General features: G+C 72.1%; 15 protein-coding genes. 14 read left to right on the forward strand and 1 reads right to left on the reverse strand.

Going from position 1 to position 21,449, the window contains the following annotated elements; all coding sequences use genetic code 11:
* Positions 1 to 1,863 precede the first annotated feature (1,863 nt).
* The 4 genes from ABZY57_RS21475 to ABZY57_RS21490 all read left to right on the forward strand — a co-directional run bounded on the left by ABZY57_RS21475 (position 1,864) and on the right by ABZY57_RS21490 (position 8,523).
* Positions 1,864 to 3,726 (forward strand): IucA/IucC family protein, encoded by a 1,863-nt coding sequence (locus ABZY57_RS21475; RefSeq protein ID WP_356514235.1) that lies wholly within the window; start codon positions 1,864 to 1,866, stop codon positions 3,724 to 3,726.
* A gap of 32 nt (positions 3,727 to 3,758) precedes the next feature.
* The gene (locus tag ABZY57_RS21480) at positions 3,759 to 4,475 is read left to right on the forward strand and encodes a GNAT family N-acetyltransferase (protein WP_356514211.1); all 717 of its coding nucleotides are present in this window, start codon (positions 3,759 to 3,761) and stop codon (positions 4,473 to 4,475) included.
* A gap of 216 nt (positions 4,476 to 4,691) precedes the next feature.
* A complete protein-coding gene (locus ABZY57_RS21485) occupies positions 4,692 to 6,500 on the forward strand; it encodes an IucA/IucC family siderophore biosynthesis protein (protein WP_356514237.1) in 1,809 nt (602 codons plus the stop codon).
* A gap of 52 nt (positions 6,501 to 6,552) precedes the next feature.
* Positions 6,553 to 8,523 (forward strand): ATP-dependent DNA helicase, encoded by a 1,971-nt coding sequence (locus ABZY57_RS21490; RefSeq protein WP_356514213.1) that lies wholly within the window; start codon positions 6,553 to 6,555, stop codon positions 8,521 to 8,523.
* 104 nt (positions 8,524 to 8,627) lie between these two features.
* Here ABZY57_RS21490 and lexA read toward each other — a convergent pair whose 3' ends face one another.
* Positions 8,628 to 9,419: a transcriptional repressor LexA gene (gene lexA, locus ABZY57_RS21495; protein WP_356514215.1), complete on the reverse strand. Its 792-nt coding sequence runs from the start codon at positions 9,417 to 9,419 to the stop codon at positions 8,628 to 8,630.
* Between the two features lie 480 nt (positions 9,420 to 9,899).
* On the opposite strand from lexA, the gene nrdR reads away from it, so the two are divergent.
* The 10 genes from nrdR to ABZY57_RS21545 all read left to right on the forward strand — a co-directional run bounded on the left by nrdR (position 9,900) and on the right by ABZY57_RS21545 (position 21,205).
* The gene (nrdR, locus tag ABZY57_RS21500) at positions 9,900 to 10,412 is read left to right on the forward strand and encodes a transcriptional regulator NrdR (RefSeq protein WP_214953276.1); all 513 of its coding nucleotides are present in this window, start codon (positions 9,900 to 9,902) and stop codon (positions 10,410 to 10,412) included.
* 144 nt (positions 10,413 to 10,556) lie between these two features.
* Positions 10,557 to 13,451 carry a vitamin B12-dependent ribonucleotide reductase gene (locus ABZY57_RS21505; RefSeq protein ID WP_356514217.1) on the forward strand — a complete coding sequence of 965 codons (2,895 nt, stop codon included), beginning with the start codon at positions 10,557 to 10,559 and terminating at the stop codon, positions 13,449 to 13,451.
* 251 nt (positions 13,452 to 13,702) lie between these two features.
* The gene (locus ABZY57_RS21510) at positions 13,703 to 14,440 is read left to right on the forward strand and encodes a class I SAM-dependent methyltransferase (RefSeq protein ID WP_356514219.1); all 738 of its coding nucleotides are present in this window, start codon (positions 13,703 to 13,705) and stop codon (positions 14,438 to 14,440) included.
* A 193-nt stretch (positions 14,441 to 14,633) separates the two neighbouring features.
* Positions 14,634 to 15,458, forward strand: coding sequence for an arylamine N-acetyltransferase (locus tag ABZY57_RS21515; protein ID WP_356514221.1), 825 nt, complete (start codon positions 14,634 to 14,636; stop codon positions 15,456 to 15,458).
* A gap of 32 nt (positions 15,459 to 15,490) precedes the next feature.
* Positions 15,491 to 16,096, forward strand: coding sequence for a YdbC family protein (locus ABZY57_RS21520; RefSeq protein WP_250748831.1), 606 nt, complete (start codon positions 15,491 to 15,493; stop codon positions 16,094 to 16,096).
* A 128-nt stretch (positions 16,097 to 16,224) separates the two neighbouring features.
* On the forward strand, positions 16,225 to 16,884 hold the full coding sequence (locus ABZY57_RS21525) for a histidine phosphatase family protein (protein WP_356514223.1): 660 nt from the start codon (positions 16,225 to 16,227) through the stop codon (positions 16,882 to 16,884).
* A gap of 11 nt (positions 16,885 to 16,895) precedes the next feature.
* On the forward strand, positions 16,896 to 17,810 hold the full coding sequence (locus tag ABZY57_RS21530) for an ADP-ribosylglycohydrolase family protein (RefSeq protein ID WP_356514225.1): 915 nt from the start codon (positions 16,896 to 16,898) through the stop codon (positions 17,808 to 17,810).
* Positions 17,811 to 18,006: 196 nt separating this feature from the next.
* Positions 18,007 to 19,677 (forward strand): DUF4173 domain-containing protein, encoded by a 1,671-nt coding sequence (locus ABZY57_RS21535; protein WP_356514227.1) that lies wholly within the window; start codon positions 18,007 to 18,009, stop codon positions 19,675 to 19,677.
* Positions 19,678 to 19,838: 161 nt separating this feature from the next.
* Positions 19,839 to 20,549, forward strand: coding sequence for a ribonuclease HII (locus ABZY57_RS21540; protein WP_356514229.1), 711 nt, complete (start codon positions 19,839 to 19,841; stop codon positions 20,547 to 20,549).
* Positions 20,550 to 20,608: 59 nt separating this feature from the next.
* Complete coding sequence (locus ABZY57_RS21545) at positions 20,609 to 21,205, forward strand: hypothetical protein (RefSeq protein ID WP_356514231.1); 597 nt, start codon at positions 20,609 to 20,611, stop codon at positions 21,203 to 21,205.
* Positions 21,206 to 21,449 lie beyond the last annotated feature (244 nt).

The raw sequence follows: 21,449 nt of genomic DNA on the forward strand, positions 1-21,449 counted from the left end.
GACCGGCTGGGTTCGCTGCGTCCGGAGGCTGCATCCGTGCCGTCGTCCCCGTCGTCTCCGTCGACGCCGTCCGTTCCCCTGCGGCCGTCACTCGCTCCGGCTGCGTCCGCTCCTCCGTCGCCGCGGCCCGCCGGTCCACGGCCGTCGGCGGATTCCTCGCCTGCCACCGCCCTGCCGCTGTCGGTGTCCACCGATGGGTCGGGTGCGCCTATTCCTCCGGCTGTTTCCGTGTCGTCTTCCGCGGTGTCCGTCGATCCGCCACGGTCCCCGCTCGCCGCAGCTGAGTCCGCGCCGCCGATCCCGGAGCCTGCCGCTTCGCTGCCCCTGCGCAGGGCGGCTGCGCCCGTTCCTCCGTCGCCGGTGCGCGCCGATCCGGTGGCATCGGCGGATTCTGCGCCTGCGCCCGCCCGGGCACTGTCGATGCCCGCCGCTCCGCCGGCGATGTCGGCGCCGTCCGTGGGTACGCCGCCCAGCGCAGGGCTCGGCACGGTCCCCTCCCCGGACGCCCCGGGCTCTTCCCCTGCTCCCGGGTACGGGCACACACCCTCCATGCCCGGCCCCCTCGCCTCCTCGCCCCTGCCGACTCCGCAGGAGACCGGGACCGGCGTCCCGGCCACCATCGGGGCCCCGCCGGCGGCCGCCCCGGGTTCGGCTGCTGCGGCCGGGCACCAGCCCTCGCTCCGTCCGACCGCCTCAACAGGGCTCTCGCAGCCGCCAACCCCCGCACCCGGGTCCCGCCCCGCGGCCGAGGGCGCGCAGCCGGCCCCCGCCGAGCCGATGCCGCCTGCGGTCTCGACCTCCGGCGCTGCGCCTACGTCGCTGACGGTCCCGGCCTACGGTGCCGCGCCAACGCTGCCGTCGCCGCCGGCCTCCGGCGTTGCTCCTGGGCCGCCCTCGACCGCGGACCTTGGCGGCGCGCCTACGCCACCGCTGGACGACCGTCCCTCTCCGCCCCTGGCGGCCTCCGCCGGGCATCTGTCGAGCCGGCCTGTGAAGCCTTTCCGGACCGAGTCGACGGCTCCCGGTCCGAGCCCGACACCGTCCTTGTCCGGGGCCCCGGGCGGTCCTGCTCCAGTCAGCGCCACATCGGCCGGGACGGCTGCGCCCGTGCGACCCGTCCCTTCCAGCACCTCCACCGCCTCGGAGGGCAGGCCGGCGCCGTCACCCTCCGGTCCTACGGCCCGACCTGAGCGGCCCACGTCTCCTCCGGCCCCGCCCGCCGCCACCGCGTGGCAGCCGCCGCCCGCTGCAGCGGAACGTTCTGCCCAGCCCGGGTTCGCTCCGGCTGGGCCCGGCGGGTCTTCCCCCGCCCTTACCGCTTGGCCGCCGCTGCTCCCTCCGGCGGACAGTGCCCCCCGGCCCGCCGCCGACCCGGCCGTGTCCGCCGGCTCCTCGCCCGCCAGCACCGCGTGGCCGCCGTTGGCCAGTGCCGTGGCGTGGCCCGGGGTACCGGCCACCGGTGAGGCCCCGGTCCGTGCCCCTTCGTCCGCGGCTGCGCGGTCGGCTTCCGGCGCTGCGGCCGACGCTGGTCAGGCAAGCTGGGCAGGGGAACGGCCGGCCGAGGGTTCCGCGGACGCCCCTGCCGGGCAGCCCGGGGCGGAGGCGCGGGGAGCGTCGCCCGGCTCGTCGGCCGACCCGGCGCCGCCCGGCCCGGGAAGTTCGGGCGGGCTGCCCTCGAGGGGACAGGCCGCGCCCAAGGGGCCTTCCGTGGAGGCCCCTTCGGGCTCACGCTCCACCGGCGAGCCCGTCACCGCCCCGGACGCGGTGGCTCCGCGACCCGGTGCGGCCGAACCGGGGGAGCGTGCCGCTGCGTCCGCCTCCACGGGGGACGGCTTCGCCGGTCCTGCCGGTGCGTTCCCGGGCATGCCGGCCCCCGGCATGCCCTGGCCGGCGGCCGGGCCACAGGCACCCGCCGCGGTGCCACGGCAGAAGGACGGCACCGTTCGCTCCCGCGCGGGAGCGGCCGACCTGTTGGACCACCCCGACCCCAGGGTCGCCGCCGAGGCCGCCTCGGTGGAGAACCTGTTGCGCTGCTGGGTCCGCGAGACCGGACTCGAACAGCCCGCCGGCCCCGTCCTGCGCATCCCCCTCCCCGCATCGGGCGCCGCCCTGCTCGTCGCCGTCCGCTACTGGTCCGCGGCCGGCTGGCACCGCTTCGGCCCGGCCCGCATCGAAGGTGTCCCCGCCGACGCCCCCGCCGTGGACGCGGTCACCCTCGCGGCGCTGATCTCCCGCGAGGGCCGTGGCCCCGGAACTGCCGCCCCCGGCGACGGCGGCCCAGCCGACCCCGGCGCCGCCGACCTCGTCGGCCGGGTCGCCGACTCGGTGCGCCGGACGGCCGAGTTCATCACCGACCGCCGCCAACGCCCGGCCGCACCCGCCCCCGTCGGCGCGGACCGGTTCCTCACCGCCGAACAGTCCCTCCTCCTCGGCCACCCGCTGCACCCGACCCCGAAGAGCCGCGAAGGGCTCTCCGAAGCCGAAGTGAGCCGCTACTCACCCGAACTCCACGGCTCCTTCCCCCTGCACTGGGTGGCGGTCGAACCCGCCGCCCTCGCCACCGACTCCGCCTGGACCGAACGCGGCCGACCGGTCCCCGCCGCCCGGCTGCTGGGCCGGCTCGCCCCCGGCCTGCCCGTACCCGACGGCGCCACCCCCCTTCCCCTTCACCCCTGGCAGGCCCGAGACCTGCTCCAGCGCCCCGCGGTCGCCGCCCTCCGCGACGCGGGACTCCTGCACGACCTGGGCCCGTACGGCGCTCCCTGGTATCCGACCTCCTCCATCCGCACCGTCCACCAGCCCGGCGCCCCCGCGATGCTCAAGCTGTCCTTGGGCCTGCGCATCACCAACTCCCGCCGTGAGAACCTCCGCAAGGAGCTCCACCGCGGCGTCGAGGTGCACCGGCTGCTCCGCACCGGGCTCGCCGAGCGGTGGCAAGCCGCCCACCCCGGCTTCGACATCGTCCGCGATCCCGCCTGGGTCGCCGTCGACACCCCGGACGGCGCACCCGTCCCCGGACTCGACGTCCTGCTGCGTCACAACCCCTTCCGACCGGGCGACGACGCCCTCTGCATCGCCGCACTCACCGCACCCCGCCCGTGGCCCGGACGGACCACGATGAGCTCCCGTCTCGCCGAGACCGTCGCGCGCCTCGCCGCCACCACCGGGCGGACGACCTCCGCCGTGGCCGCCGAGTGGTTCCTGCGCTACCTCGAACACGTCGTCCTGCCGGTCCTCGCCTTCGACGCGCTCGCCGGCATCGCCCTCGAAGCGCACCAGCAGAACACGCTGGTCCTCCTCGACCCGGCCGGCTGGCCGGTCGGCGGCCGCTACCGCGACAACCAGGGGTACTACTTCCGCGCCTCCCGCCGCGCGGAACTGGAGAGCCGGCTCCCCGGTATCGGCGCCAAAAGCGACACCTTCGTCTCCGACGCCGTCACCGACGAACGCTTCGCCTACTACCTCGGCATCAACAACGTGCTCGGTCTGATCGGGGCCTTCGGGTCCCAGCGGCTCGCCGACGAACGCGTCCTGCTGGCCGCCTTCCGCCGCTTCCTCGGCAAGGCCACGGGCCTCGGCTGCCCACTCCCCGAGAGGTTGCTCGACTCACCCACCCTGCGCTGCAAGGCGAATCTGCTCACGCGCCTCGGCGGCCTGGACGAGCTCGTCGGCCCGGTCGACACCCAGTCCGTCTACGTCACCATCACCAACCCCCTTCACGATTGACGCGTCAGCACAGAAACGGAGAAGAGCCCCCGATGCCCTCCACCGACTTCCACACCGGCGTGCTCCTCACCGATGTGCTCCCTACCGATGTGCTCCCTACCGATGTGCTCCGTACCGAGGCGCTCCGTACCGTCGCGCCGCGCCTCAGCGCGGAGTCGCTGCCCCGGCTCGCCGAGGCCGATCTCCTCGACTCCCCGGCAGCCTGGGGCGGTGTCACGACGCGGTCCGGGGTCTTCCGCCTCGAACCCGTACGGCTCGACCGCGACCTGGATCTGCTCGCCGGCTGGATGAACGACCCGCAGGTGGACGCCTACTGGGAACTCGCCGGGCCGGCCGCCGTCACCGCCGCCCACGTATGGGCACAACTGGACGGGAACAGCCGCAGCATCCCGTGCCTCGGCCTCCTCGACGGCACGCCGATGAGCTACTGGGAGATCTACCGGGCCGACCTCGATCCGCTCTCCGCGTACTACCCGGCGCGCCCACACGACGCGGGTATCCACCTGCTCATCGGAGACGGTACGAACCGCGGCCGGGGTCTGGGCACCGTGCTCCTGCGCACCGTCGCCGACCTGGTGCTCGACAACCGTCCCCGCTGCATGCGCGTCATCGCCGAACCCGACATCCGCAACACCCCCTCCGTATCAGCCTTCCTGAACTCCGGCTTCCGCTGCCCCACCGAGATCGAACTGCCGGGCAAACGAGCCGCCCTGATGATCCGCGAGCGGGCGCTGCGCAATCTCCTCTGAGTGCCGCCCCGCACTTCCCTTCCATCCGGACTGTTCCTGTCCGTCCCGGCTGTTCCGGTACATCCAGGCCGTTCCCCCCACATCCCTTCAGTTCCCGTACATCTCACCTCGAAAACTCTGCGCCACGCAGCAAAGTTCCCGATCCCGAGGAGTCCCGTGCAGAACTTCTCCGCAGCCCCCGACTCCCCAGGTCCGCACCTCCCGGACACGGTGCCCCTGTCGCCCCAGCACCCGTGCACACCGCCCGAACTGAACCGCCCGACCTGGGAGGGAGCCGCCCGCCGCCTGCTCGCCAAGATGCTCGGCGAGTTCGCGTACGAGGAGATCATCATCCCGGTCCCCGCCCCCGCCGCCTCCGGTGATGCCTGGACGCTGACCCTCGACGACGGGAGCAGCCTCGGCTTCCGGGCCCGCCGCCGCTCGTACGGCAGCTGGCACGTCGCACCCGACACGATCACCCTCGCCCCGCAGCCCGCCGAACCCGGCTCGCCGACCGCGTTCGGGGATCCGTACGCCTTCCTCATCCGCGCGCGCACGCTCCTCGGCATCGACGGCGCCACCCTCGGGCACCTCGTCCGCGAGCTCAGCGCCACCCTCGCGGCCGACGCCCGCATCGACCACACCGCGCTCACCGCGGACGTCCTCGCCGACCTCGACTACGCGTCCCTCGAAGGCCATCAGACCGGCCACCCCTGGCTCGTCCTCAACAAGGGGCGGATCGGACTCTCCGCCTCCGACACCGCCGCCTGGGCGCCCGAGGCCCGCACCGCCCAGCGCCTGCCCTGGCTCGCCGCGCACACCTCCCTCGCGCACTACCGGGGCACCGCCGGCCTGGAAGACCCCGCCCGGCTCTACTCCGCCGAGCTCGACCCCGTCACCCGCGCCCTCTTCGACCGGACCCTGCGCGAGCGCGGCCTCGACCCCCTCGGCTACCTCTACCTCCCCGTCCACCCCTGGCAGTGGGACGAGGTCCTCCTGCCCCTCTTCGCTCCGGCCCTCGCCGCGGGCACGCTGGTCCCGCTCCCCGCCGACCCGGACCTGCGCCTCCCGCAGCAGTCGATCCGCACCTTCCTCAACCTCACCCGCCCCGACCGCCACAGCGTCAAACTGCCGCTCTCCGTCTTCAACACGATGGTCTGGCGCGGCCTGCCCTCGGACCTGGCGCTCGCGGCGCCCGCCGTCACCGCCTGGATCCACTCCCTGCGCGACGGCGACCCCTTCCTCCGCGAGGAGTGCGGGGTGATCCTGCTCGGCGAGGTCGCCTCCGTCACGGTCCGCCACCCCGTCTACGACGCGCTCCCCGAGGTCCCGTACCAGTACAAGGAGCTCCTCGGCGCGATCTGGCGCGAGCCGCTGACCGGACACCTCGCGCCCGGCGAGCGGGCCCGCACCCTCTCCTCGCTCCTGCACACCGATCCCCGCGGCCGGTCCTTCACCGCCGAGCTCGTCGCCCGCTCCGGCCTGACCCCCACGGTCTGGCTCCAGCGGCTCTTCGCCGCGCTGCTGCCTCCGCTGCTCCGCTTCCTCTACCGCTACGGCACCGTGTTCTCCCCGCACGGCGAGAACGCCGTCGTGATCTTCGACGAGCACGACGCCCCGGTCCGGCTCGCGGTCAAGGACTTCGTGGACGACGTCAACATCTGCGCCGAACCGCTCCCCGAGCTGGCGGCCATGCCGGACGAGGTCCGTGCGGTCCTGCTCACCGAGCCCGCGGACTTCCTGCCCCAGTTCATCCACTCCGGGCTCTTCGTCGGCGTCTTCCGCTACCTCTCCGCCCTCTGCGAGGACCGGCTCGGGGTCCCGGAGGACACGTTCTGGTTCCTCGTGCGGGCGGAGATCCTCCGCCACCAGGCCCGCTTCCCGGAGCTCAAGGAGCGCTACGAGCTCTTCGACCTCCTCGGCGAACGCATCGGGAGGCTCTGCCTCAACCGGAACCGTCTCTACGAGGACGGCTACCGCGACCGGCCCGACCGCCCGAGCGCCGTCCGGTACGGGACCGTGCCGAACCCCCTGCACCGGTCATGACCGCTCGCCGGTGCGGTCACTGTCGGCGGGGCCCCGTAGGGTTGGCACTGCTATGACGAAGCCCTCCCTCCCCGACCTGCTGCACGCCGCCGTCTCCGCCGTCGGCGGCACGGAGCGCCCCGGCCAGGTGGCCATGGCCGAAGCCGTCGCCGAAGCGATCGACGACAACTCCCACCGCCTCATCCAGGCGGGTACCGGCACGGGTAAGTCCCTGGGCTACCTGGTGCCGGCCCTCGCGCACGGCGAGCGCGTGGTCGTGGCCACGGCGACGCTGGCCCTCCAGCGCCAGCTCGTCGAGCGCGACCTGCCCCGGACGGTGGAGGCGCTGCATCCGCAGCTCCGGCGCCGCCCGCAGTTCGCCATGCTCAAGGGCCGCTCCAACTACCTGTGCCTGCACCGCCTGCACGAGGGCGCCCCGCAGGACGAGGAAGAGGGCCTCTTCGACCAGTTCGAGGCGGCCACCCCGACCAGCAAGCTGGGGCAGGACCTGCTGCGGCTGCGTGACTGGGCGGACGAGACCGAGACGGGCGACCGCGACGACCTCACTCCGGGCGTCTCCGACAAGGCCTGGGCGCAGATCTCCGTCTCCTCGCGCGAATGTCTGGGCGCGACGAAGTGCGCGTACGGCGCGGAGTGCTTCGCCGAGGCCGCCCGCGAGCGGGCCAAGCTCGCGGACGTGGTCGTCACCAACCACGCACTCCTCGCCATCGACGCGATCGAGGGTGCACCGGTGCTCCCGCAGCACGAGGTGCTGATCGTCGACGAAGCCCACGAGCTGGTGTCCCGGGTCACCGGGGTCGCCACGGGAGAGCTCACCCCGGGCCAGGTCAACCGCGCCGTGAAGCGTGCGGCCAAGCTGGTCGACGAGAAGACCGCCGACTCCCTGCAGACCGCGTCCGAGACCTTCGAGCGGGTCATGGGGCTGGCCCTCCCCGGCCGGCTGGAGGAGATCCCCGAGGACCTCGGCTACGCGCTGATGGCACTGCGGGACGCCTCGCGCACCGTGATCTCGGCGATCGGCACCACGCGCGACAAGTCCGTCCACGACGAGGACGCCGTCCGCAAGCAGGCGCTCGCCGCGGTGGAGAGCGTGCACGGGGTGGCGGAGCGGATCGTGGCCGGCTCCGAGTACGACGTCGTCTGGTACGAACGCCACGACCGCTTCGGCGCCACCCTCCGGGTCGCTCCGCTCTCGGTGTCCGGTCTGCTGCGCGAGAAGCTGTTCGCGGAACGCTCGGTGGTCCTGACCTCCGCGACCCTCAAACTCGGCGGGGACTTCAACGGGGTCGCGGCGTCGATGGGCCTGTCACCGGAGGGCGTCGAGGGCGAGGACGTGCCGCAGTGGAGGGGCCTCGATGTCGGCTCGCCCTTCGACTATCCCAAGCAGGGCATCCTCTACGTCGCCAAGCACCTGGCCACCCCCGGCCGCGAGGGCACCCGCGGCGACATGATGGACGAGCTCGCGGAGCTGATCGAGGCGGCGGGCGGCCGCACCCTCGGACTGTTCTCGTCCATGCGCGGGGCGAAGGCCGCCGCCGAGGAACTGCGCGGCCGGCTCGACAACCCGATCCTGCTCCAGGGCGAGGAGACCCTCGGTGAGCTGATCAAGGCCTTCGCCGCCGATCCGAAGACCTGCCTGTTCGGGACCCTGTCGCTCTGGCAGGGCGTGGACGTGCCGGGCCCCAGCTGCCAGTTGGTGATCATGGACCGGATCCCGTTCCCGCGTCCCGACGACCCGCTGATGAGCGCCCGGCAGAAGGCGGTGGAGGAGCGCGGCGGAAACGGCTTCATGTCCGTCGCGGCGACGCACGCCGCGCTGCTCATGGCCCAGGGCGCCGGCCGTCTCGTACGGGCCACCGGAGACAAGGGCGTCGTAGCGGTCCTGGACCCCCGGCTGGCCACGGCCCGGTACGGGAGCTTCCTGCGGGCCACGCTGCCGGACTTCTGGTACACCACGGACCGCAATCAGGTCCGCCGCTCGCTCGCCGCGATCGACACGGCCGCCCAGGCCGAGAACACGTAGATCGAAGGCCGTCGAGCGAAGGCCGTCGATCGACGGTGGTCGAGACAAAGAACAGCTCCGGGACCGGCGCAGTAGGTCCCGGAGCTGGATGAGGGCGCCGGCGGTCAGAGCCGGCGCAGTACCGCCACGACCTTGCCGAGGATGGTGGCCTCGTCGCCGGGGATCGGCTGGTAGGCGGCGTTGTGCGGGAGCAGCCAGACATGGCCGTCCTCGCGCTTGAAGCGCTTGACCGTGGCCTCGCCGTCGAGCATGGCGGCGACGATGTCGCCGTTCTCCGCGACGGGCTGGCGGCGGACGGTGACCCAGTCGCCGTCACAGATCGCGGCCTCGACCATCGAGTCACCGACGACCTTGAGGCAGAACAGTTCGCCGTCGCCGACGAGCTGGCGGGGGAGGGGGAACACGTCCTCCACCGACTCCTCGGCGAGGATCGGGCCACCGGCCGCGATCCGGCCGACCAGGGGCACGTACGAGGCCGCGGGCTTGCCCGTGGTGTCCGTGGGCTGCGAGCTGGGCTGGTCGGAGCCGCGCACCTCGTACGCCCGGGGGCGGTGGGGGTCGCGGCGCAGGAAGCCCTTGCGCTCCAGGGCCATCAGCTGGTGCGCGACCGAAGAGGTGCTGGACAGGCCGACCGCCTGGCCGATCTCCCGCATCGACGGCGGGTAGCCGCGCCGCTGCACCGAGTCGCGAATGACCTCGATGACCCTCCGCTGCCGGTCCGTGAGCCCGGAGCTGTCGGCGCGGATGCCTGGAGGCCGCCCTGGCAGCGAGCGTGCGGGGCGCACGGGCTCCGCCTCCGGGTTCAGACTTGCGTCATTCATGGCATGCACCGGCTCAAGTCGGCTCTGGGAGCGGTTCTGGGCAGTGATGGTGGCACTGTCTGCGGTGGTGGTCACGTCGTCGGCCCCTCTCGAAATGTTCTCCCTAGCTGGACAACGGTAGTTGCTTTCGAAAGGTTGCGCCAAACACACGTTCGAGTGAAAAATCGGAGATCACCCACCGTGTTCACTTCGTGAGGTGTATATGCCGCCGCCGGGCCGTCCCGACCGAACGGGGGTTCGGCTGCGGAACCACTGCTTACGGTACCCTTCCGGGTCGGGTCGCCACCGTCCGGGTCTGCGCCCAGTCTGGCATCGCGAGGCCTGTCATCCGGCCATCGGACACGACGACACGCGGAGCGGTGTAAATCCACCGCAACCCAAGATCTAGTGGTTGGATGGGCGCGGCCGCCCAGAAGTTGTGGTCCTCGGTCTGCCGGGGCCCCCGACATCGCATATGCTTGTGGCTGCTTCGAGAGCCTCCTGCAGAGCTTCGACTCTGCCGTTCAGGGGTCTCTCGAGGTGATTCAGTCGTGCCAAGAGGAGGGTGAGGGAACCATGCACTGCCCCTTCTGCAGGCACCCCGACAGCCGTGTCGTCGACAGTCGCACCACCGACGACGGCACGTCGATCCGCCGGCGCCGCCAGTGCCCCGACTGCTCCCGTCGCTTCACGACGGTGGAGACGGCCTCGCTGATGGTGATCAAGCGCAGCGGGGTGACCGAACCCTTCAGCCGTACCAAGGTCATCTCCGGCGTGCGCAAGGCATGTCAGGGACGGCCGGTCACCGAGGACGCCCTCGCCAAACTCGGCCAGCGGGTCGAGGAGGCGCTGCGCGCCACCGGGAGTGCCGAGCTGACCACCCACGACGTGGGTCTGGCCATACTCGGCCCGTTGCAGGAGCTCGACCTGGTCGCGTACCTCCGGTTCGCGTCCGTTTACAAGGCGTTCGACACGCTCGAAGACTTTGAGACCGCCATCGCGGAACTCCGTGTGCCGCGGCCTCACCCCGAAGAGTGCGAGCCCGGTGGGACCGCTCCGGTCCCCGTGCCCGCCTCCGCCGCCGACTGACCGGACGGCCCGTTCCGCGCCGTGCGTGCGTCGTGGAACGGCCGGTGGGTCTGGCGAAGAAGACGTAGATACAAGACACACAGCACCGTGCAGCGGAATAGCGCTGGCACTTTAGGGCGTTTTGCCCGCATTGGGAGGAACGGCATGACAGAGACGGCGAGCAGCTCGGCACGAGGTTCCCGCGCCAAGGGCACCAAGACTGCCAAGAGCGGCCTGCGTATCGAGCGCATCCACACCACCCCGGGCGTGCACCCGTACGACGAGGTGACCTGGGCGCGCCGCGACGTCGTCATGACCAACTGGCGCGACGGCTCGGTCAACTTCGAGCAGTACGGCGTCGAGTTCCCCGACTTCTGGTCGGTGAACGCGGTCAACATCGTCACCAGCAAGTACTTCCGCGGCGCGGTCGGCAGCCCGCAGCGCGAGACCGGTCTGAAGCAGCTCATCGACCGGATCGTGAAGACGTACACGAAGGCCGGCGAGGACTTCGACTACTTCACGTCGCCCGCCGACGCGGAGATCTTCGAGCACGAGCTGACCTACGCGCTCCTGCACCAGATCTTCAGCTTCAACTCGCCGGTGTGGTTCAACGTCGGCACGCCCCAGCCGCAGCAGGTCTCCGCCTGCTTCATCCTGGCCGTCGACGACTCCATGGAGTCGATCCTCGACTGGTACAAGGAAGAGGGCATGATCTTCAAGGGCGGCTCCGGCGCCGGCCTGAACCTCTCCCGCATCCGCTCCTCCAAGGAGCTCCTCTCCTCCGGCGGCAACGCCTCCGGCCCGGTCTCCTTCATGCGCGGCGCCGACGCGTCCGCCGGAACGATCAAGTCGGGCGGCGCCACCCGCCGCGCGGCCAAGATGGTCGTCCTGGACGTGGACCACCCGGACGTCGAGGACTTCATCGCGACCAAGGTGAAGGAAGAGGAGAAGATCCGCGCCCTGCGCGACGCGGGCTTCGACATGGACCTGGGCGGCGACGACATCACGTCCGTCCAGTACCAGAACGCCAACAACTCCGTCCGCGTGAACGACGAGTTCATGACGGCCGTCGAGAACGGCACCGAGTTCGGCCTGCGGGCCCGCATGACCGGCGAGGTCATCGAGACGGTCGACGCCAAGTCGCTCTTCCGCAAGCTCGCCGAGGCGGCGTGGGCCTGTGCCGACCCGGGCATCCAGTACGACGGTGTGATCAACAACTGGCACACCTGCCCCGAGTCCGGCCGCATCACCGCGTCCAACCCGTGCAGCGAGTACATGCACCTGGACAACACGTCCTGCAACCTCGCCTCGCTGAACCTGATGAAGTTCCTCGACGACGACGGCAAGGGCAACCAGTCCTTCGACGCCGAGCGCTTCTCCAAGGTCGTCGAGCTGGTCATCACCGCGATGGACATCTCCATCTGCTTCGCGGACTTCCCGACGCAGAAGATCGGCGAGAACACCCGCGCCTTCCGCCAGCTGGGCATCGGCTACGCCAACCTCGGCGCCCTGCTGATGGCCACCGGCCACGCGTACGACTCCGACGGCGGCCGCACCCTCGCCGCGTCGATCACCTCGCTGATGACCGGTACCGCGTACAAGCGCTCCGCCGAGCTGGCCGCGATCGTCGGCCCCTACGACGGCTACGCCCGCAACGCCGAGTCGCACAAGCGCGTCATGAAGCAGCACGCCGACGCCAACGCCGTCGCGCCGCGCACCGACGACCTGGACAACGTCATCTGGGCCGCGGCCACCGAGGCCTGGCAGGACGTGATCCGCCTCGGCGAGAAGAACGGCTTCCGCAACTCGCAGGCCTCCGTCCTCGCGCCGACCGGCACCATCGGTCTCGCGATGTCCTGTGACACCACCGGTGTCGAGCCGGACCTGGCCCTGGTCAAGTTCAAGAAGCTCGTCGGCGGCGGCTCGATGCAGATCGTCAACGGCACCGTTCCGCAGGCCCTGCGCCGCATGGGGTACCAGGAAGAGCAGATCGAGGCGATCGTCGCCCACATCGCCGAGCACGGCGTGGTCGTCGACGCTCCGGGCCTGAAGCAGGAGCACTACTCGGTCTTCGACTGCGCGATGGGCGAGCGCTCCATCTCCGCGATGGGCCACGTGCGCATGATGGCCGCGATCCAGCCGTGGATCTCCGGCGCGATCTCGAAGACGGTCAACATGCCGGAGACGGCGACCGTCGAGGAGATCGAGGAGATCTACTTCGAGGCGTGGAAGCTGGGCGTCAAGGCGCTCGCGATCTACCGCGACAACTGCAAGGTCGGCCAGCCCCTCTCCGCGAAGAAGAAGGAAGAGGAGAAGGAGGAGGTCACCGCCAAGGCGGAGGACACCATCCGGACGGCCGTCGAGAAGGTCATCGAGTACCGCCCGGTCCGCAAGCGCCTCCCGAAGGGCCGCCCGGGGATCACCACCTCCTTCACGGTCGGTGGTGCCGAGGGCTACATGACCGCGAACTCCTACCCGGACGACGGTCTCGGCGAGGTCTTCCTGAAGATGTCCAAGCAGGGTTCGACCCTCGCGGGCATGATGGACGCCTTCTCGATCGCCGTCTCGGTCGGTCTGCAGTACGGCGTCCCGCTGGAGACGTACGTCGCGAAGTTCACGAACATGCGCTTCGAGCCGGCCGGCATGACGGACGACCCGGACGTGCGGATGGCGCAGTCGATCGTCGACTACATCTTCCGCCGCGTGGCGCTCGACTTCCTGCCCTTCGAGACCCGCTCGGCCCTCGGCATCCACTCCGCCGAGGAGCGTCAGCGCCACCTGGACACCGGTTCCTACGAGCCCCTCGACGAGGAGCTCGACACGGAGTCCCTGACCCAGGCGGCCCCGCTCGCCGCGGTCCAGACCGTCCCGGCCGTCAAGCCGGTCGCGGTCGTCCCGGTCCCGGCCCCCAAGACGGCGCACTCCAGCGCCGAACTGGTCGAGATGCAGCTCGGCGTCTCCGCCGACGCCCCGCTGTGCTTCTCCTGCGGTACGAAGATGCAGCGCGCCGGCTCCTGCTACATCTGCGAGGGCTGCGGCTCCACCAGCGGCTGCAGCTGACACCGGGTGTAGCCCGGACGGCTGGCTGAACAGCAGTGCGCGAAGGGACCGGCCGAAGGCCGGTCCCTTCGTCGTGCCCGGGGCGAAGCGGAACGCCCGCCCGTACAGGAGGCCGGGACGATGTCCGGATCTTTGTGGCTTCTGCCAGTGCGTCCCCCTCTGGGGATCCGTAGAGACTGCCAGTCACAGGCCGCGGCGCACTCCGGGGACGGGGGCCGCGGCGAGGCATGTCACACGGGGAGAACAGCACCATGGTGCAGCAGTACGACGAGATCGGCGAGGCGTTCGAAGGCTTCAAGGGCCTGCCGATAGTGAAGTACGGGGAGGTTCCCAGCTTCCTCGCCATGGTCGGGGACGTCCGCGGCAAGTCGGTCCTCGACCTGGCGTCCGGAACGGGCTTCTACAGCAGGGAGTTCAAGCGGCGCGGCGCCGCGGACGTGCTCGGAGTCGAGATCTCCGGTGAAATGGTCAACGTGGCGCGGGCGCTGGAGGAGCGCGATCCGCTGGGCGTGCGCTACGAAGTGGGCGATGTGGCCGGACTGCGCCCGCTCGGGCAGCCCTTCGACGTCGCGGTGGCGGTGCAGCTGCTCAACTACGCGGAGGACGTCGCCACCATCGAGCGGATGTGCCGCAATGTGCACCAGAACCTGGCGCCCGGCGCCGAGTTCTTCCTGTTCAACCAGTCGCCCGAGTACGACTTCGACGGGCCTTCCCTGGCCAAGTACGGCTTCACCACCGAGCTGACCGGCGAAGAGGTCGAAGCCGGACAGCGCGTGCGGACCACTGCGCTGCTCGAACCGCCGGTCACGATCTTCGGCGTCTTCCCGCGCCGCGAGGTCTACGAGAAGTGTCTGCGTGCGGCCGGCTTCAGCGACCTGACCTGGGTTCCGGTGGAGGTTTCCGAGGCCGGCCTGAAGGAGTTCGGCGAGGACTTCTGGGCGGACGCCCTCGGCAACCCGCCGCTGACGATGCTGCGCTGCCGGGCCTGACGGCGGGCGGCTGAAGGCAGCCGGCCGCCGGCTGAACGAGCGGGGACCGGCTGCAGGCCGGTCCCCGCTTCCGCTCTCAGTGGGGGAGGGGCCGGGCGGTGCCGGTTGGTGTGCGGCGCCGTCATGATGACCATGGTGCGGGGCGCCGCGACACGGCGCCCCTGAACATCGTGGCGCGTCGAGCGGGGGAAACATGTGGAACGGTGACGAGCTGGACCTGGACGCCTATCTGGCGAGGATCGGCTGGGACGGCGGGGAACTCCGGGCGGACCTGGCGACGTTGAAGGCAGTACACCGGGCCCACACCGGTGCGATCACCTTCGAGAGCCTGGACGTGCTGTTCGGCCGCCCTGTCGGGCTGGACGTCAAGGCGGTCGAGGACAAGCTCGTGCACGAGCGCCGCGGCGGCTACTGCTACGAGCAGAACACCCTCCTGGCCGCAGCCCTGCAGCGGATCGGCTTCGAGGTCTCCGGGCGCGGCGCCCGCAACCGCACACGGGGGGACTCCCTGCTCGCGGTGACGCACGCGGTCCTCGTCGTCACCGTCGAGGGGGAGCCGTGGCTCTGCGACGCCGGGTTCGGCTGGCAGGGCCCGCGCGAGCCCGTGCCCCTCGCGCGCCCCGGCGCCGAAGTGCGGCAGGGTGAATGGGCGTTCCGCGTCCGGGAGGAGGCGGACGGGGTCCTCGCGCTCTGCGCATGGCGCGAGGGCGTCTGGCGCGACCTGTACGCCTTCACCCCGCAGCCCTACCACCCCGTCGACTACGTGGTGCTGAACCACTACAGCTCCTCGCACCCCCGCTCCGCCTTCCTCGCCCGGGCCATCGTCCAGTACCCGGGCGACTCCGCCCGGCTGGCCCTCGTGGGGCGGGAGCTCTCCCGGCTGCTTCCCGACGGGCGGATCGAGCGGCGGGAGGTACCTGCCGAGGAACTGCTCGCCCTGCTCGGCCGGGAGTTCGGGCTTCGGCTGTCCGAGCGGGACGCGGACGAACTCCTGGGGTTGTACCGCGCCGAGGACTGACCCGGGCCCCGCCGGGCCCGTACGATGGCGCAGTGCTGGTCAAGTGGATTCGCTGCACGGTGACGGACCGACGCGGGTTCGAGCGCGGGCAGCGCAAATGGGCGGGACTGCCCGGCGAACCGGGATTCCGGGGGCAGGGCGGCGGCTGGAGCCGGGGCCGGCAGGGGGTGGCGCACGTCTTCACCTTCTGGGAGAGCCGTTCCTTCTACGACTCCTTCATGGCCCGCTCGCACGACCGGCTGGCCGCTTCGCAGAACGGGACCTACACCGACGCGCGGGTCACGCTCTTCGACCACCGCTTCGACGTGAAGACCGGGTTCGAGCCGCGGTTCACCGACGCCGACGTCGTCCGGGTCGCCCACACCAGGGTCCGGGAGGGGCGCGTGGACCACTTCGCGCTCATGCAGGAGAAGGTCTGGAACCCGGCCATGGCGGGCTCGCCCGGCATGGTCCGGGGCCTCTTCGGCGAGGCTCCGGGCCGCGAGTTCCTGGTGCTGTCGATGTGGCACGCGGCGGCCGAACACGGCAAGTACCGGCAGGAACGCGTCGAACGGCTGTCGCTGCGCGCCCAGATCCAGGCCGACGTGGAGGCGCTCACCGGAGACGTCGTCGACCTCGAACCCTCCTGGACGGTGTGACGGCGGGAAGGCGGGACGCGTCCCGGGCGGGGCGGCGACCTGCCCGACGAGCTGACTGTATGGCCGCAGCCGGGCCCGACCGGCGAGCCCGGTCGGTGTGCCCGGCGATGGCCGAATAGGGTCGTGGAATGGTTCGACCACGGCGCATCGTCCTTGTCCGGCACGGGGAATCGGAGGGGAATGCCGATGACACGGTGTACGAGCGGGAGCCCGACCACGCCCTCCGGCTGACCCGCACCGGGCGCGAGCAGGCCGCGGAGGCCGGCGAACGCCTGCGCGAGCTCTTCGGGGACGAGCACGTCAGCGCGTACGTGTCCCCCTACCGCCGGACCCTGCAGACCTTCCGGGAGCTGCGCCTGGACCCGGCGCGCGTACGGATGCGCGAGGAGCCGAGGCTGCGCGAGCAGGACTGGGGGAACTGGCAGGAGCGGGAGGACGTACGACTGCAGAAGGCGTACCGGGACGCCTACGGGCACTTCTTCTACCGCTTCGCGCAGGGGGAGTCGGGCGCGGACGTGTACGACCGGGTCGGGGCCTTCCTGGAAAGCCTCTACCGCAGCTTCGAGGCGCCCGACCATCCGGAGAACGTGCTGCTCGTGACGCACGGCCTGACGATGAGGCTGTTCTGCATGCGCTGGTTCCACTGGTCCGTGGCCGAGTTCGAGGCCCTCTCCAACCCGGGCAACGGCGAATTCAGGATGCTCCTGCTGGGTCCCGACGGCCGGTACCGGATGGACCGCCCGTTTGAGCGGTGGACCACACCCGAGCCTTATGACCTGGAGGGCTAGAGTGACGCGCGATGACCGCTGACTTCTCTCCCGAAGGGCGCTACGCACGCGCCATGGCCAGCCTCCGCGGGCTGGCCCTGGGCGACGCACTGGGTTCCCAGTACTTCGTCCCCGTGAACTACCCGCTGCTCAAGCGGCGCGAACTGCCCGCCGGCAGCGATCCATGGCAATGGACCGACGACACCGAGATGGCCTGCTCGGTGGTGGCCGTGCTCGCCGGGCACGGCCGGGTGGACCAGGACGCGCTGGCCGCCTCCTTCGCCCACCACCACGACTTCGACCGCGGTTACGGTCCCGCCGTGAACCGGATGCTGCGCCTGATCCGCGAGGGTGCGGACTGGCGCACGCTGGCTGCGGAACTGTTCAACGGGCAGGGCTCCTGGGGCAACGGCGCGGCCATGCGGGTCGCCCCGCTGGGCGCCTGGTACGCCGACGACCCGGAGCAGGCCACGCACCAGGCGGAGATCTCCGCCTACACCACCCACCAGCACCGCGAAGCGGTGTGCGGCGCGATGGCCGTGGCCGCCGCGGCCGCGCTGGCGGCCGATCCGGCCGGGCCGCCGAAGGCCGCCGACCTGCTGGACGGCGTGATCGCGCTCGTCCCGCGCAGTGCGGTGGGCGCCGGGGTGCGACGGGCGCGCGACATGCTCGACTACGGCGACGCGACCACCGTCGCCGCCGTACTGGGCTGCGGGCGGCGCACCAGCGCACACGACACCGTGCCGTTCGCACTGTGGTCGGCGGCGCGGGGCCTGGACGACTACGAGCGGGCCTTCTGGACCACCGCCCAGGTGGGCGGAGACGTGGACACCACCTGCGCGATCGTCGGCGGCGTGCTGGGTGCACGCGGGGACGCGGTGTTGCCGCAGGCCTGGCTTGCTCGCACCGAGGCGCTGCCGGCCTGGCTGCCGGAGGCGGCGGGGTAGTGGGGTAGTGGGGTAGTGGGATAGGGGAGTGAAGGGGGCGGCGGCGGTCCGTGCCGGTCCGTGCCCCTCCGTTTGTCACGGTCCTGCCACAGGAATCTTTTGAGCCTGTTCAAAACTGCACATGCCCGGCCTACCCTGTCGGCTTCGCCACCCCCCGCCCGTCGGCCGGGGGTGGCCGGCAGGGGAGGGGAACCCGATGTCAGCAGAGAACGCAGGTGCGGAGAACGCCGGTGCGGAGAACGCCGAGACGCCGCCCGCAGCGCCGGCTCCCGCGCCGCCCGCTCCCGCGCCGCCCGCGCCGCCCGGCTGGGACCCCAAGGCCTGGGGGGCCCACCAGTTGCGCCAGGAGCGCGCCGCTTCCGGTGCCTGGTCGATGGCCCCGCTCGCCTGGGCCGAGGCCGCACGCCCGGCCGCCGTCGGACCGGTACCGGCCGTCGTGCTGGGCGCCGTGCTCGCCTCCGGCATCGCCGCTTCCCTGCTTCTCGGCGAGGGTCTGGGCCCGGGCCTGCTGCTCGCGGTGGTGCCTGCGCTGCTAGCCGCCCACACGGCCGCCCGGGCGGCGGGGCGCAGGCTGCGGCCGTGGACCGCGCTCTGGGCGCTCGGCTGCCTCGCGCTGCTCGCCGTGCCGGCCCTGCGCGCCTCCGCCTGGCCGGCCGTGACGGCCCTGCTCGCCGCCCTCCTGACGGGGGCCCTGGCCCTGCACGGCAGCCGCAGTTGGCCCGGCATCCTGCTCGGCCCGGTCGGCCTCCTGGACTCCGCCGTCCTCGGGGTGCGCTGGGTCTGGAGCGGCCTGCGCTCGCGCGGCGAGGGGCGCCGGGAGCGCTGGCTGCCGGTGGCGAAGGCCGTCGTGGTGGCGGCGGTCCTGCTGGCGCTCTTCGGCACCCTGTTCGCCTCCGCCGACGCCGCGTTCGCGGACCTGCTGAGCGGGCTGACCCCCGACATCAGCGGCACGGGCGGGCCGGTCCGCTTCCTGCTCTTCGTGCTGGGCCTCGTCGTCGCGATCGCCGTCGCCCGTGCGGCCGCCGCCCCCTCCCGCTGGGACCGCATCGAGGTGCGTCCGGGGAAGGCGCGCTCCCGGGTGGAGTGGGCCCTCCCGCTCATCGTGCTGAACCTGCTCTTCGCCGCCTTCAACGCCGTCCAGCTCGCCGTGCTCTTCGGTGGCTACCGCAAGGTCCTGGAGGCCACCGGCCTCACCTACGCCCAGTACGCGCGCCAGGGCTTCTGGCAGCTGCTCTGGGCCACCTTGCTGACCCTCGCCGTCATCGCCCTGGCCTTGCGCTGGGCCCCGCGCGACGGGGCCGGCGACCGGCGGCTGGTGCGCGTCGTGCTCGGCACCCTTTGCGTGCTGACCCTCGTGGTCGTCGCCTCCGCGCTCCGCCGCATGGACCTGTACGTGGACGCGTACGGCCTGACCAGGCTGCGGCTGTCGGTCGCCGGCGTGGAGCTGTGGCTCGGGCTGGTCCTCGTACTGATCATGGCCGGCGGGCTGTTCGGAGCGCGCTGGCTGCCGCGCGCGGTCGCGGGGAGCGCCGTGGCGGCCGTCCTGGCCTTCGGGCTGATGTCCCCGGACGGGGTGATCGCGGAGGGCAACGTCACGCGGTACGAGCGGGACGGCAAGATCGACCTGGCCTACTTCCAGTCCCTGTCGGCGGACGCGGTGCCCGCCCTGGACCGGCTGCCCGAGCCCCAGCGCTCCTGCGCCCTGCGCGGGATCGCCAGGGAGCTGGCGGCGGCGGGCCCGTCCCCCTGGTACGCGACGAGCCTGGGGGAGCGCCGGGCCAGGGAGATCCTGAGCGAGCGCGGGGTGAGCGCCCCGTACGAACAGTGCAAGAGCCTGGGGACCTTCGGGAGCCGGATCGAGCGCTAGGCCGAAGGAGACGGCCCAGGCCCGGCGCGGCCCCGAACTCGAACGGGCGATTCTCGACGCCGTGTTGAGGTGGCCGGGGCGCGGCGGGGAAGGGGCGGCGGCGCGGCGGGGAGGGGGTGGGGTGTGCAGGCGGCCCGGGGCGGCGTAACCTTGCTGGCGCCATGCCGTACGAAGCACCCACTCACACCGTCGAACGCTCCCTCCGGGCGACCACCGGCGCCAAGCTCATCGCCGGGGTCGACGAAGTCGGACGAGGGGCCTGGGCCGGTCCTGTCACCGTCTGCGCGGCGATCACCGGTCTGCGCAGGCCGCCCGCGGGACTCACCGACTCCAAACTGCTCACCCCAAAGCGCCGTGACGCGCTCGTCGGCGTCCTGGAGGACTGGGTCACCGCCTACGCCCTGGGCCACTCGTCCCCCGAGGAGATCGACGAACTCGGGATGACCGCCGCCCTGCGGCTCGCCGCGGTGCGCGCCCTGGAGGCGCTGCCCGTGCGGCCCGACGCGGTGATACTCGACGGCAAGCACGACTACCTCGGTGCGCCCTGGCAGGTCCGGACGGTGATCAAGGGTGACCAGTCCTGCGTCGCCGTCGCCGCGGCTTCGGTGATCGCCAAGGTCCGGCGCGACCGGATGATGGCCGAAATCGGTGAACAGGGCGGCGGAATCGAGGATTTCGCTTTTGCTGCCAACGCCGGATATCCCTCGCCCGTGCACCGGGCGGCACTGGAGGAGCAGGGTCCGACCGCGTACCACCGCCTCTCCTGGTCCTACCTCGACGCGCTGCCCCGCTGGAGCCACCTCAAGAAGGTGCGCCGCAGCGAGGAATCGATGGAGCTGGAAAACGGAGGCCAACTCGGCTTCGATTTCTGATCGCACGCACGTGCCACCAACCGGTACGTTTCGCACCGGTGTTTGATAGATGTCAGCTCATGCCTCTCACCCCCGCCCCCGAGGAGCCTCAGATTCACGAGAGTGCCCAGGGTCCCCGCGTCACGCCGGCCGCCGGCCGCAGCGCGCAGACCCCTCGCCCCGTACCCGGTCCCCGTCCCGCCCCCAGGCCCGCGCCGCCCGCACCGCGCAAGCCGCAGGCCGCCCGCGTCCCCGTAGCCGCCGCCGCACCCTCGGTCTCGGCATCCGTACCGCAGGTCCAGCTGATCCCGGCATCCGCCGAGGGCGCGCTGGACGCGGCCGAAGAGGCCGTGGACCTGCTGCTCGACACCGGGCGTGCGCCCGGTGACATCCTGGTGCTCACCACCGGCGACCCGCACCCGTGGGCCGCGCACGAGTTGTCCTTCGGCGAGGCCGCGTACTGGGCCCTGCACGACGCCCGGGACGACGTCTTCTACGCGGACGCGGCGCAGGTCCAGCGCGCCGCGGGCCGCCCCGTCGTGGTCTTCGCGGTCAACGGCGGACCGGTCGACGCGGCCGCCGGAGCCCTGCCGGTCGCGCTCGCGCGAGCCGGTGCGCTCCTGATCGTGTGCGGCGAGCCGCAGCAGATCAACTCCGTGCTGGGTGCGGGCGTCTGACGCCCCGTACTCCCGTACGGTCGAGGGGCGGGGCGGGCCGGTGGCCGGCCCTGCCGAAGTCCGAGGCCTGACCAGCCGTACGCCCGATTCCGGGTGTACGGCCTTTGGTCGTTCCCGGGTAGGGGGCCCTGCGCGCTCCGCGTCCGGCGGTGCGGCGTCGGCCGCGCGGCGGCGCGGGGCTCAGCGCGCGGCGGTGTGGCGCAGGGCCTCCGGGGCTCCGCCGCCGCGCAGGGCGAGCGGGGCG

The sequence above is a fragment of the Streptomyces sp. NPDC006450 genome, assembly GCF_040612195.1.
Classification (GTDB): domain Bacteria; phylum Actinomycetota; class Actinomycetes; order Streptomycetales; family Streptomycetaceae; genus Streptomyces.

Coding starts and splice junctions, on each gene's coding strand:
- ABZY57_RS21535 (WP_356514227.1), top strand. CDS start 18,007: ATGTCAGCAGAGAACGCAGGTGCGGAGAACGCCGGTGCGGAGAACGCC.
- ABZY57_RS21545 (WP_356514231.1), top strand. CDS start 20,609: ATGCCTCTCACCCCCGCCCCCGAGGAGCCTCAGATTCACGAGAGTGCC.
- ABZY57_RS21475 (WP_356514235.1), top strand. CDS start 1,864: ATGCCGGCCCCCGGCATGCCCTGGCCGGCGGCCGGGCCACAGGCACCC.
- ABZY57_RS21510 (WP_356514219.1), top strand. CDS start 13,703: ATGGTGCAGCAGTACGACGAGATCGGCGAGGCGTTCGAAGGCTTCAAG.
- nrdR (WP_214953276.1), top strand. CDS start 9,900: ATGCACTGCCCCTTCTGCAGGCACCCCGACAGCCGTGTCGTCGACAGT.
- ABZY57_RS21480 (WP_356514211.1), top strand. CDS start 3,759: ATGCCCTCCACCGACTTCCACACCGGCGTGCTCCTCACCGATGTGCTC.
- ABZY57_RS21540 (WP_356514229.1), top strand. CDS start 19,839: ATGCCGTACGAAGCACCCACTCACACCGTCGAACGCTCCCTCCGGGCG.
- ABZY57_RS21490 (WP_356514213.1), top strand. CDS start 6,553: ATGACGAAGCCCTCCCTCCCCGACCTGCTGCACGCCGCCGTCTCCGCC.
- ABZY57_RS21515 (WP_356514221.1), top strand. CDS start 14,634: ATGTGGAACGGTGACGAGCTGGACCTGGACGCCTATCTGGCGAGGATC.
- ABZY57_RS21530 (WP_356514225.1), top strand. CDS start 16,896: ATGACCGCTGACTTCTCTCCCGAAGGGCGCTACGCACGCGCCATGGCC.
- ABZY57_RS21505 (WP_356514217.1), top strand. CDS start 10,557: ATGACAGAGACGGCGAGCAGCTCGGCACGAGGTTCCCGCGCCAAGGGC.
- ABZY57_RS21525 (WP_356514223.1), top strand. CDS start 16,225: ATGGTTCGACCACGGCGCATCGTCCTTGTCCGGCACGGGGAATCGGAG.